This window comes from Kovacikia sp. CALU 1929 (assembly GCF_056784235.1).
Window position 1 is genome coordinate 38,135 of record NZ_JBXBCF010000080.1, and the last position, 12,558, is coordinate 50,692.

The 12,558-nt window shown below is 50.7% G+C and carries 11 protein-coding genes; 5 read left to right on the forward strand and 6 right to left on the reverse strand.

Annotated elements, in window-relative coordinates; all coding sequences use genetic code 11:
• Positions 1–248: 248 nt before the first annotated feature.
• Positions 249–947, forward strand: coding sequence for an esterase/lipase family protein (locus AC1S52_RS21030; RefSeq protein ID WP_482031007.1), 699 nt, complete (start codon positions 249–251; stop codon positions 945–947).
• A gap of 70 nt (positions 948–1,017) precedes the next feature.
• Here the strand turns inward: AC1S52_RS21030 and AC1S52_RS21035 are convergent, their stop codons facing one another.
• The 3 genes from AC1S52_RS21035 to AC1S52_RS21045 are packed head-to-tail and all read right to left on the reverse strand — an operon-like array spanning position 1,018 to position 3,053.
• Entirely contained in the window at positions 1,018–1,722 is a 705-nt protein-coding gene (locus AC1S52_RS21035) for a carbonic anhydrase (protein WP_482031008.1), read from the reverse strand.
• Between the two features lie 40 nt (positions 1,723–1,762).
• Positions 1,763–2,077, reverse strand: coding sequence for a P-II family nitrogen regulator (locus AC1S52_RS21040; protein WP_482031009.1), 315 nt, complete (start codon positions 2,075–2,077; stop codon positions 1,763–1,765).
• 4 nt (positions 2,078–2,081) lie between these two features.
• Positions 2,082–3,053: a sodium-dependent bicarbonate transport family permease gene (locus AC1S52_RS21045; protein ID WP_482031010.1), complete on the reverse strand. Its 972-nt coding sequence runs from the start codon at positions 3,051–3,053 to the stop codon at positions 2,082–2,084.
• 374 nt (positions 3,054–3,427) lie between these two features.
• Here AC1S52_RS21045 and AC1S52_RS21050 point away from each other — a divergent pair, with 374 nt between their 5' ends.
• Positions 3,428–4,123: a cytochrome b N-terminal domain-containing protein gene (locus AC1S52_RS21050; protein WP_482031011.1), complete on the forward strand. Its 696-nt coding sequence runs from the start codon at positions 3,428–3,430 to the stop codon at positions 4,121–4,123.
• Between the two features lie 172 nt (positions 4,124–4,295).
• Here AC1S52_RS21050 and AC1S52_RS21055 read toward each other — a convergent pair whose 3' ends face one another.
• Positions 4,296–6,236 carry a cation:proton antiporter gene (locus AC1S52_RS21055; RefSeq protein ID WP_482031012.1) on the reverse strand — a complete coding sequence of 647 codons (1,941 nt, stop codon included), beginning with the start codon at positions 6,234–6,236 and terminating at the stop codon, positions 4,296–4,298.
• Positions 6,237–6,398: 162 nt separating this feature from the next.
• Complete coding sequence (locus AC1S52_RS21060; RefSeq protein WP_482031013.1) at positions 6,399–8,156, reverse strand: PAS domain-containing sensor histidine kinase; 1,758 nt, start codon at positions 8,154–8,156, stop codon at positions 6,399–6,401.
• Between the two features lie 324 nt (positions 8,157–8,480).
• On the opposite strand from AC1S52_RS21060, the gene AC1S52_RS21065 reads away from it, so the two are divergent.
• From AC1S52_RS21065 to cax, 3 genes are all read left to right on the forward strand, one after another.
• Positions 8,481–9,752 carry an amidohydrolase family protein gene (locus tag AC1S52_RS21065; RefSeq protein WP_482031014.1) on the forward strand — a complete coding sequence of 424 codons (1,272 nt, stop codon included), beginning with the start codon at positions 8,481–8,483 and terminating at the stop codon, positions 9,750–9,752.
• Positions 9,753–9,869: 117 nt separating this feature from the next.
• Positions 9,870–10,256, forward strand: coding sequence for a hypothetical protein (locus AC1S52_RS21070; RefSeq protein WP_482031015.1), 387 nt, complete (start codon positions 9,870–9,872; stop codon positions 10,254–10,256).
• The gene (cax, locus tag AC1S52_RS21075) at positions 10,253–11,338 is read left to right on the forward strand and encodes a calcium/proton exchanger (protein WP_482031016.1); all 1,086 of its coding nucleotides are present in this window, start codon (positions 10,253–10,255) and stop codon (positions 11,336–11,338) included. The genes AC1S52_RS21070 and cax overlap by 4 nt, the downstream gene beginning before the upstream one ends.
• A gap of 150 nt (positions 11,339–11,488) precedes the next feature.
• Here the strand turns inward: cax and AC1S52_RS21080 are convergent, their stop codons facing one another.
• Positions 11,489–12,235 (reverse strand): PEP-CTERM sorting domain-containing protein, encoded by a 747-nt coding sequence (locus tag AC1S52_RS21080; RefSeq protein ID WP_482031017.1) that lies wholly within the window; start codon positions 12,233–12,235, stop codon positions 11,489–11,491.
• Between the last annotated feature and the right edge of the window lie 323 nt (positions 12,236–12,558).

Consider the following 12,558-nt stretch of genomic DNA (forward strand, 5'->3'; position numbering starts at 1 on the left):
ATGCAAGCTTGAAAACGATGAAAGCCAGAGTCTACTAACTTACAGCGTTCTTCAGAGGAGTAACCCACAATTGCATGGGGATGAGTGGATGTGGGTGGGTGGCTTACGCAAGCGGAAACGGCTATAAGGCTGTTGTCAGTAACAGCCTTGAGAACCTTAGCTAGTCCAATGAGACGATCCGGGGCGGATATTACAATGCTGGTTTAGACTAGATTGAAAGAACTTCATAATTCGTTACGTGAAATAGCATGGCACTGCCAACGGTTATTTTGCCGGGATATCTTGCCGGGGCACCGGAGTATCAGGAGATCGCACAAAGCTTACAAGCCAGGGGCATCCCTGCAACAGTGGTGCCAATTCGCTGGCAGGACTGGATTCCAACTCTAGGAGGGCGGTCAGTCACTCCCATCCTGCGAAAACTGGACAGCACCGTTAAGCAGGTACTTCAGCACAGTGGGTCTAGTCAGATCAATCTGGTAGGGCACTCGGCAGGAGGATGGCTGTCGCGTATTTATTTAGGTGAAAAGCCCTACTGTGTTCATCCCAAAGATACGGAAGATTGCGTCTGGAATGCACGCGAGTCCGTCTCCACGCTGATTACCCTGGGTACCCCCCATACCAGCCTGGAGCGCTGGACACGCAAGAACCTGGATTTTGTCAACCTCAGCTATCCAGGGGCGTTTTATCCAGAGGTCCGCTATGTGTGTGTGGCAGGCAAAGCAGTCTATGGCGATCGCTTCAAGTCCTGGCTGGCATACAGCAGCTACAAGCTCACCTGTGGGCAGGGCAATTGCTGGGGCGACGGCATCACGCCCATCGCATCAGCCCACCTGGAAGGTGCAGAAAACCTGACTCTGGATGGCGTGCGCCACTCGCTCAAAGCAGGGCTATGGTACGGATCGCCTGAGCCTATCGACACCTGGCTTCCCTACCTGGGGAAAGAATGAAGGATGAAGGAAAGAGTTGAAAATGACCAGTGACCCCACTCCAACAACAACCAACAATTCCTCCACCTCTCTAGGTCACAATAGAGACTTCCCCATTATCCAGGTCATACCGACCACCTACGATTTTGAGCTTCCCCTCAGCCACTAATTGAGTCAGAACCGGGGACTGTTGCCGCATCCGATCAATCTGGTAGCGGACATTTTCAACCACCACTTGCTCAACCAGGTCAGCAGGCTTTCCTTTTACCCTGCCAACTGCCGGTTTAATTGCCGTCACCAGAGAGCCAATACTACCGGGCAGTGGCTCATCTTCTACGGCTGCGGTGACTGCCCCACAGCGTTCATGTCCCAGTACCATAATTAGACTGGTATGCAGAAGCGCTGCCGCATACTCCAGGCTACCCAAGACCTCCGGTGTGATGATATTTCCAGCAACGCGGATGTCAAACAGGTCGCCAACACCTGCATCAAACAGGATTTCCACAGGCACCCGTGAGTCAGCACAACTGAGCACCGTGGCAAAGGGATGTTGACTCAGGGCAACTTCTTTCAGCCGACTTGCGGATTGATGGGGATAGGTAGGTTTGTGCTGAACAAACCGCTGATTGCCGGACTGAAGCGCTTGCAGCGCATCGTCAGGACCAAGGGTATCGTCTGCCCTGGCTGGGGTAGCATTCCAGGTAACTCCGGCGATCGCCCCTGCAACACCACCTGCCACCATTCCCGTTGCCTGCAAAAAGCTCCGCCGACCAATCAATCCATAAATTTGACTCATATTCTCTAGTTCCTTCGTGACTACTGACCTAATCACCTACCTACATAGACGCAATACATCTGACCGAGCGAATCTCCAGGACTTCTGAGATCCAGCAAGATCCGCCAAATTTGTTGAGAATAGGACGAATGGCTTCTATAACTGGCTTCAACTTGTCGGGTGGACAAAAAGCAATGACATAGGCATTGTCCAGCATAGTGACCGCAGAGTCATCAAACACGGTTCCCTTAATTCCTTTGCTTTCCACGTTATGAATTACGGTATAGCTAGAAATCCCTGTTTTCTTTAGCCCTTCCAGGATCTTTCCAAGTTCTACCGAGTCCGAGATAATTTCTATGCGTTTGACCGGATGCATAATTTTAGCTCCAAAACAAATTGATACCGTACAGGTACAGCGGTATACCAACAATGATATTGAAGGGAAAGGTCACAGCCAGGGCAGTTGAAATATAAAGGCTGGGATTCGCTTCAGGGACGGTTAACCGCATGGCAGCGGGTACCGCAATGTAGGATGCACTGGCACAAAGGACTGAGAACAACAGGGCATCACCTTGAGGCATGTTGATTAGTTTGGCAACAAAAAGCCCGATGACTGCATTCACAATTGGAATCAGAATGGCAAAGGAAATCAGGAAAGCACCCGTTTTTTCCAGATCTTTTATTCTTTTCGCCGCAACCAGCCCCATATCGAGCAGAAAGAAGGTCAAAACGCCATAGAACATATCCTGGGTGAAGGGAGACAAAACCTTCCAGCCATGCTCCCCCGTCAGAAAACCAATTAAAAGGCTCCCGACTAGTAGAAAGACAGAGCCATTGAGAAAAGCTTCTCGCAATACTTCAGACCAGACAAATTCCTGATCGCTATCTCGCTCAGCCGTTAGATTCACCAGAATCAATCCCACAATAATGGCGGGCGATTCCATCAGAGCCAGGGCAGCTACCATGTAGCCATCAAAGTCAATCCCTAGCTGTTGCAAAAAGGAACTGGCAGTGATGAAGGTAACGGCGCTGATAGAACCGTAGGTGGCAGCGATCGCGGCTGAATTATAGGGATCGAGTTTCAGCCTCAAAATAAAAAACGTGTAGACAGGCACTGCACATGCCATCACAATGGCTGCCAGCATGGTCAACCCCACTTCCAGATTGATGCCGCTCTTTGCCAACTCGACCCCACCCTTAAACCCGATCGCAAACAGCAGATAGAGCGAAAACAGTTTGGGAATTGGGGGTGGAATTTCCAGATCGGATTTAACAAAGATTGCCGTCATGCCTAAGAAAAAGAACAGAACGGGTGGGTTCAAGATATTAGAGAGAATCAGGCTAACGTCCATTTTTATCCCCCAACCCGGAAAAATTAGTTTCTACAAGCCGTTTCACCATGCCGCAGTTCAGAACGTAGTTCAAGATGTGAAGTTTGAGTTACTAAATTACATACGTAAAAACACTGTATGGCAATAAGGGCAAGCTTCCGCAAATTCCTTGGAGAAATTTGCTCAAAATTCTACTCAACCTGGCAGCATCAGGGTTCGCCACCAGACTTCAATAAATTTTTTGTTACAAAACAATATATTTGGCGACAATTTCCAAGAAACCCATCCACCATCAATTTCAATTCAAAACTCGGATGAAAGCTTGGAATCACCCTTAATATTTCGTTAAAATTGAGTTACAAAACTATATATACTCGAACGGCGGGTACAGCCTCATGAAAACCCTGGCATTTGTTCTCCGACGGCTTTCGACAATACTGGCGGTGGTGGTTCTCACCCTCACACTGACTGCCACATTGACTGGAATTTTGCTTGCATTTTATTACGAACCTACGGCGGGTGGTGCCTATCAGTCGCTGAAAGTCGTGACGACCAATGTGGAAAACGGTTGGCTAATTCGCACGATTCACGATATTGCCGGAAATGGCGTGATCGGGGTTGCTCTGATTCAACTAGTGGTGATGTTTCTGAGCGAACGACTGCGCCCAAGCTGGTTAACGGCATGGGTCAGCGGTATCTTGTTCACGCTAGTAGCGATCGCCCTCAGTTGGACTGCCATTATCCTGGATTGGTCGCAAATCGGCTTCTGGCGGTTCAAAATCGAACTGGGCACCATTGAAGCCATTCCGCTCATTGGTCACCCACTGCGGCAAATCCTGACGGGTGGAAACGCTGTGGGGACACTCACGGTTGCCCACATGTATACCTTGCATAGTTATCTGCTGGCTGTAGGTGCAGTCGCCCTGGCGATCGCCCATCTTACTGGACTGCTATGGCAGGAACGGGAAATTCAACAGGAAGCCAATCCTTTACCAAAATCAGCCGGTGCCTCAGCGGGCGATGGGGAGTCCGGGGCGATCGCTGAGGGCTTGTTAACAAGCAACTTTACAGAGTTGACTAGTAGAACTTAGCTTAGAGCTACTTACTGTTCCGGGCACCTGGCACCTGATACCTGGCACCTAACACCTGACACCCCTGATTCAACCAGAGCAGAGTTCGGAGTGCGAAGCAGGTCAACGTATCCAGATTTCCGCTTGAGTACTGGCTATTCGCTAGTTGCTAACGGCTAAAAGCCTATGGCAGTTACTGCTTAACGGCTCCTTCGTCTATTCGCACTTCTTCCAGAACCTCTTCGGATTTCACCTGGGGTAAGGGAATGGCTTCTACCTCAGATATTTTTTCAGGGTTGAGCCGGGTCTGACTGGAGCCAGACAGGAGCTTTAGCAACTTGGGTTTGGGGTCGTGTAACAGGTAAATCAGGCGATCTCCTGCCTGCCAGTTCTCGTCTGCCAGAGCAACCTGGAGGCACTCTTCCCGCTCTAGTACTAGCGGTACCAACCTGCCCTCAGCCACCATTGCCTTTAAGTGAAGCTGGCGTTGGGTCAAGTCCTCCTCCGTCAAAGTCGTTTCTCCCAGCTTGACCGCCCCATCGTTGATATGCTGGATCCATTCCTTGACCGAAATTTGGGGGATAAACGCCTGCCGAATCGTAATTTTAGGATTCGTTGTATTCAACTGGGACTCGCGCGGAAACACCGCCAGTACCCTGGGCGGACCAAACTCTTCAGCCGCCTGTTGGGCAACCACCAGATTCACCTCACCATTTTTGGTCATTGCCAGAAACGTGCCCATCGTTGCCAGTCCGGCTTCCTCCAACACCTCCGTATCCAGGGCACTGTTGATAAAAATTCGGATGTTTTCCTTCTCTGCCTGCTGGCGTGCTTCTGGGGCAGTATCAATCAACGCGACGGGTTCCCCCTGGTCAGCAAATAACCGGGCAATCAACAGACTCAGCGGGTTGCATCCCACAATCACTGCCCCCGTTGCCGACTTTAGATTCACTTGCAGCAGGTTTGCCATTCCCTGAGCCGTCAACGCCTGCAAAAACACTGTCAGAATAATCGTGAGAAACACGAGCGCTTTGATGGCATCACCCCCATTAATCCCCCGCTGGGTCAGCAGAATGGAAAATAGGGAGGCAACCGAAGCGGAAACAATTCCCCTGGGTGAAATCCAGGACACAAATAACTTTTGCCGCCAGTTCAGTTCGCTATTTAAGGTGCAGATCCAGACGTTGATGGGGCGCACCACAAACATTAAGGTAAGCACCGTAAACAAACCGCCCCAGCCCAGGGCAAGTACACCCGGAATCGACAGATCCGCCGCCAGCAGGATAAACAGGACAGACACCGCCAGGATCGTGAGTTGTCCCTTAAACCGTCGGAGCAATCGTTCTTCTGGTAGGGAAGAGGCTCGCAGCACAATTCCCGCCGCTACCACCGCCATCAGCCCAGATTCGCTGCGGATCATCTGCCCCAGCCCATAGAAACCCCACAAGCCCGCCAGCACCACCAGGTTTTTCAAATCATCGGAAAGAAAGCCCACTCGTTTCAGGATCACGCCCAAGAGCCACCCACCCGCGACTCCAATCCCCCCCCCAATGCCAAGGCGCAAAATCAAACCGCTGGCAATGTTTAAAGGGGCAGCATCCCCATTCAGCAGAATGTTCAAAACTACAACTGCCAGAATTGCCCCTACCGGATCAATCAAAACCCCTTCGCTTTCTAGCAGAGTGGCAATCTGCCGATCGACCTTGACCTGGCGCAGCAGCGGGTTGATCACGGTCGGACCTGTAACCACAACCAGGGAAGCATAGAGAAAGGCGATCGCCCAGGGAAACTCACTCAACCAATGGGCTGCCATGCCCCCACCCAACAGCGTGATCAGTGTCCCCACTGTGACCAGGTTCCTTAAGCTACCCGAAACCCTGTCTAAATCTCGCAATTGCAGATTAAAGCCGCCCTCAAACAGAATGACCGCTACCAGCAGGGAAACAATCACTTCTAAGCCAATGCCGAGGCGATCGGGATTGAGTAATCCCGTTGCACTGGGACCCAGCAGAATCCCAAACAGCAGCAGAAACACAATGCCGGGAAGTTTGAGAAACTCCGCTAACACCTGTGCGCCAATCCCTGCGATCACCGTCAGAATGATCTGCAAGGTTATGTTCAGCGGTGCTTCCATAAGTGAGGTGTATATCCACCTGGGTGACAACGCTCATTGTACCGATGTCAGGGGTGAGGTGTCAGGGTGAGGAACAGGTGTTGGGTGTTTAGGTGTTAGGTGTTAGGTGTTAGGTATCAGGGATATGTCCTAAAAAGGGTGTCCTGCCCCGACTCTCAACTCTCAACTCCTCCTCCCCCCCTCTCTCACCTTCTGAAAAACGGGAATCTCAATATAAAACTCGCTGCCCTGTCCCAGGTTTGAGCTACAGGTAAGGTTTCCCTGGTGCTTTTCGGTCACAATCTGATAGCTGATGGAAAGCCCCAATCCCGTTCCCTGCCCCACGGGTTTAGTTGTAAAGAAGGGATCAAACAGCCGTCTTCTGACAGATTCTGCCATGCCGGGTCCGTTGTCCTGGATCCGGATGGCAACCCGGTCAGTGCTGATCTGCTCTGTGCGGAGGGTAATGGTGCTGGGGCGATCGCTCAGGTCTGTAAATGATCGCTGATTGTCTCGTTCTTCCAGGGCATCAATGGCATTCGCAATAATATTCATAAATACCTGGTTGAGCTGTCCAGCGTAACACTCCACATCAGGCAAATTGCCGTATTGCTTGACGACCTGAATGCCGGGATGGTCATGTCTGGCTTTCAGGCGATTGTGCAAGATCAGCAGCGTACTCTCCAGCCCGTCATGCAGGTTAACGGCTTTCATATCTGCCTCGTCCATGCGGGAGAAATTGCGGAGTGACAGCACAATTTTCTGAATCCGTTCTGCCCCTACGCGCATAGATGCCAGCAACTTGGGCAAATCTTCCAGCAAAAACTCAAGGTCGATCGCGGCTGCCTCTTCTGCGATCGCGGCAACGGGATTGGGGTAATGGTCCCGATACAAATGAATTAGATTTAGCAAATCCTTGGTGTATTCATTCGCATGAACCAGGTTGCCAAAGATAAAATTCACCGGATTATTGATTTCGTGGGCGACTCCGGCAACCAGTTGACCCAGACTCGACATTTTTTCAGTCTGCACTAACTGAGCCTGGGTTTGTTGGAGTTCGTTCAGGGTTTCTTCTAGATGCTGTTTTTGTTCTCGGAGTTCGGCTTCCGATTCTTGCAGGGCAACTTCTGCCTGTTTCCGTTCGGTAATGTCTTCAATCGTGCCCAGAATCCCAATCACATTGCCCTCTGCATCATGGATTGGGATTTTATTGACATCAATCCAGGCGTTTTTACCATCTGCCTGCTGGCGATGCTCAATCAGGTGCAGAACGGGAGTATCCGTTTCCATTGCCCGACGATCCTGTTCACAATAGAGTTGAGCTTCCTCTGGAGTCCAGAACAGCTCAAAGTCGTTTTTGCCCACGACATCCTCCGGTGAAATTCCGGCTGCCTGTGCCCAATTTTTATTGCAGCCCAGATATACCGAGTCCCGGTCTTTCCAAAAAATCGCCTGGGGAATATTGTCCAGGACGAGTTGGAGGAGTTCAGCGCTTTTATTTAGCTTTTCAGCCGCCTGTTGGTGTTCGGTAATGTCTTCAAACATGCAGAGAATTCCGATGACTTGACCGTTTGCATCGAAGATGGGGACTTTGCTGGCATCAAACCAGAGTTGTTCGCCGCTGGCTTTGAGACGGGTTGTCAGAATGTGAAGTTCTGGTTGAGCGGCTGTAATGGTGAGGCGATCGTGCTCCTGATAGCCCTCTGCTTCGTCCCGCGCCCAGGGCAAGTCATGATCGGTTTTGCCCACAATCTCTTCGGGGTCTGCAATTCCTACCACGTCTGCCCAGCGTTGATTACAGCCCCGATAAACGGCATGAGTATCTTTCCAAAAAACGCATTGGGGAATGTTCTCTAACAGAAGAGGGAGAAATGCGTTTTGACTCTGGAAGGCGAGTTCTGCTGATGAAAGTTTGTCGGGAGCCTGACTGAATGCATTCATTGCAAATTGACCAAAGCTGAAAGGGCAGGGAACTGTGCTAGGTAGAGCATCGGTATCATCATCGAAAGTCTGTGATTTTCTGCCTATCGTATTTCTACAGAACCTCAGCGGCTGAAATTTGACGAGATGGTTAAAAGTACTTGCGGATTGGGGACAATCCGCCGTATTCCTTAGGATCCTGGATTTAATAACCCCGCAAACTGTACGGGCGGGTTTAGCAGTCCAATTTGTCTGGTGCGATGGATTTGACGGTAAAACCCGCCCCTACCCAATTCCGAACTTATTTAATTCTCATTCCTTTAGGAATGCAAACTCCACTCAACAATGGACTTAAAAATTACCGATGCTCGTTTACCAGAGCGGGATGGATTTTGGGATATTACAATTTCTCAAGGCTATATCAGCGAGGTTGCTGAATCTGCCTCTTCTAGCCTCAGCTTTGCCAGTGCTAATCCTGCCAGTGCTAATCCTGCCAGCGCTAGAGTGACCCTAAACGCTCAGGGTAAATTGCTGATTCCTGGCTTAGTCGATGCTCACATGCATCTAGATAAAGTATTTCTGCTCGATCGCTGCCAGCGCGTAGAGGGCGACTTTGATGAAGCGTTGCGAGAGACCTGGCGGGCAAAACGAGCGTTTACGGTTGAAGACATTCAAGCCAGGGCAAGGCGGGCAATAGAGCAGGCGATCAGCTTTGGTACGACGACAATGCGATCGCATGTTGAAGTTGATCCAGGTGTCGGCTTAACCGCCATCCAGGCGCTATTACCGTTGCAAGCAGAATATGCCTGGGGCATGACCTTACAGTTAGCCATCTTTGCCCAGGAAGGGATTACCAACCAACCGGGCACAGAGACGTTACTACGGCAAGCACTCGCACTGGGTGGGGCAGTCATTGGTTCCGCGCCCTATGTAGACCCTGACCCAGAGCAAAATATTCGGGTCATCTTCGATCTTGCCCAGGAGTTTGACTGCGATGTGGACTTTCACCTGGACTTTTTGGATGATGATCAGCCCTTACTGTTACCCTTTGTGATTCAGGAAACGGTACGACGAGGCTGGCAGGGGCGGGTTTGCCTGGGACACATGACCAAACTGGCAGGCTCACCTCCCACCGAATTGACCGCGATCGCCCATGCTGTTCGTGATGCCGGAATCTCGATCCTGGCGCTACCTGCGTCTGACCTGTACATGATGGCAAGGAGGGATACGCATGATGTACGGCGAGGCGTTGCCCCGGTCCATTCCCTGGCAACGATGGGAGTCATCAGTGGGGTAGCAACAAACAATATTCAGAACCTTTTCACCCCATTCGGGGACGGGGATGTGCTGAAAATTGGTACGTTGCTGGCGCAGGTTCTACATTTGGGCACCCCTGCCAGCCATCAGCTTTGTCTAAATCTGGCAACAACTCTGGCTGCCCAGGCGATTGGGCTGCATCAGGGTGAAATTGTGCCAGGAGCAGTTGCCGATCTGGTGTTACTAAATGTGAAGTCGGTAAGTGAAGCGATCGCTGCCCCCCCGGTCGAACGCACTGTGATCAAACAAGGGGAAATCGTTGCCCAAAGCCAGTTTGAACAGCAGTTCTTTCCAAGATAGTTTTCTGAGTGTTTAATTTTCGTTAAGATGCTAACCAGACAACATTTTGGACAAGGGTGCTGGAACGCTGCTTGTGGAAGCCGCTTTGTGCGCTGGATGATTTGACACGGGATTGCCATGCTGAGTGAATTCTTACAGTTTGATTTAGAAATTGACCCAATCATGATTGCGGGGGTGGGGTTATGGTCCCTGGCTTTATACCTGGGATTTTCTCCTGTAAGCGATTGGGTGACATTGCAATTGAATCGCTGGTTCAATTTTGCGGAGCGATCGCTCTATGCCTCAGTGGAGGAGTTTGAGCGCACCCGCCATGCCAGGGAAGCGCTCAACAGTTTCTATGCATCGATTTTCAGTGTTGTACCCTTTTTATTTGTGGGCAGTATTTGTAACTACGGTGTGGAATTGGGTTTAGGGCGGAGCTGGTCAATCAGCATGGGAATGCTGGCGTGTATTGGCAGTGGCATTTATGAATTGGGCCGGCGAGATGGAGAAGCCTCAAAGTGAAGAACCTTTTGTCGATTGGCTTGTTGATTTTTATCCCAATTTCAGTGGCGGCTGAGTACCTGGAGTGGGGAGCTTTGACGGTTTTTATCACGTCAGCGATCGCGATCGTTCCCCTGGCAATCTGGCTTAGTACGGCAACCGAGGAAGTGGCTGTGGTTACGGGCCCATCGGTGGGGGGCTTGCTGAATGCGGTTTTTGGGAATGCCACTGAACTGATTATTGCTTTGGTTGCGCTGAAAGCTGGACTGGTCGATATTGTGAAAGCCAGCCTTACCGGCACCATTATCAGCAACCTGCTCCTGGTAATGGGGCTGTCGATGTTTTTGGGCGGGCTGCGCTATAAGGAACAGGAGTTTCAGCCCGTTGTGGCGCGGGTGAATGGTTCCACGATGACCCTGGCAGTCAGCGCGATCGTTGTTCCAGCAATGGTAATCTCGACATCGGATGGGGTCGAGCCATCGGCGATTCAGGGACTTTCCGTAACGGTTGCCGTTGTCTTGATTGTGGTTTATGCCCTGACTGTATTTTTCTCCCTCAATACGCATACCTATCTGTACGAAGTCGCAGAAGCAGATCTGGAGAATGAACTAACCGAAGCTGAACACGGAACTGACCACAAACCAAACGTCTGGCTTTGGGTCGGGATTTTATTAATCGCCACGATCGCCGTTGCCTTTGAGTCTGAGATTTTTGTCGGTGCCGTTGAAGAAGCCACCAAAGGGCTGGGACTAACTCCCCTGTTCACGGGTGTGATTTTGCTACCGTTAGTCGGTGGCGCAGCCGAGTATGTCACGGCTGTACGGGTGGCAATGAAAAACAATATGGATTTATCCGTTTCAGTGGCAATGGGTTCAAGTCTGCTGGTGGCATTGTTGGTTGCCCCCATTCTGGTGCTGGTAGGGCTGGTAATTGGGCAGCCCATGGACTTGAACTTTAACCTGTTTGAGGTGGTCGCGGTCACCCTGGCAGTGGCGATCGCCAATCTAATCAGCCTGGATGGTCGCTCAAACTGGCTAGAAGGAGTTTTACTTCTGGCAACTTACACGGTTTTGGGAGCTGCGTTTTATTTTCATCCAGCTTGAGGAAAGAGAAGGGAGGGGAGAGTTAAGAGTTGAGAGTTGAAAGTGAAGAGTTAGGAAATATTCGTTTCTTCATTCTTCCTGCCCCTCTCTCCCCCTGACCCTCTGCCTCTCCGCCCCCTTGCTCCTCTGCTCAAAAACTTCTGCCCACCTTCACGAGTCTCTTTTATCAAGAACTGAGCACGATTTTCTCCGCCTCTTTAAGCCCAGCCCCAGAAAACTAAGGGCGAGAAGAGTACCTGCAATTTCTGACGGTTCTGGAACTGCTTCCGCTGGTCCACCTGGGTCGGGGGTAGGAGTTGGGTAAGGAGTTGGAGAGGGGTCAGGGCTGGGACTCGGACTCGGAGAGGGACTTGGAGAAGGGTCAGGGCTGGGAGTTGGAGTTGGAGTTGGTTCTGGGTCAGGGTTACCCGCAGCTACTCGGTATCTGATAGTTGAGCTAACAAGTGTGCCGTTAAAAGGATCTGTATTACCAACATATAAACCTTCCGGCAAGCTACTGATATTACCTGGAACAATGAAGAAGCCAGGGTTTATACCCGATGCGACAACCAGAAAACTCAGCCCCAAGAGTTCTCCATTAGAGAAATACACTTGTGGATATACGGGAAACTCTGCATCATTGTTTGCGACGAATAAACTTCTCAGAAAGTTAAATTCCACCGCCAAACTTCCCAATGCCGTGGAAGGAGCCGCAGATTCAAGAGGTCTGCCGAGGAGATGGTCATCATCAAAGCTGAAGCTACCGCTATGGGTGCCAGCGTAAGCGCCAGTGGGAACGTCGATGGAAAAGTCGTAAGTTACCCTGGCGGCGTAACTGGGTGCGATAGCCACGGTCAGGCTCAGGGCGGTAGTTCCCAGGGTGGTAGCAAGTAGGGTTTTGAGAGCAGACTTGATCATGATTTCCCCATGTGCAGAAGCGTTAACTGCGGATTAAAGATTCAGAGATGCTTGGGATCAGTACTTAACTGCCTTGACAATTCTCTATCCGTAGAGTGGAAAGGTACTTCCGGAAAAGTTTGTGCAAGACGATCGCAAATGGCCGGGAACTACACAACAGAGATGCCACCCATTTTGCCTGTTAGAAATGTAGACATATTGCTTGCCAGCCTAGCCAAGGATCCGGGCGATCGCCCAGGGGAATTACGGAGACTTTATCAAGACAAAATAAAACAGATTGAATGCTAACAGTATCCTTACGAAGTCACTAGATTAATGGATGC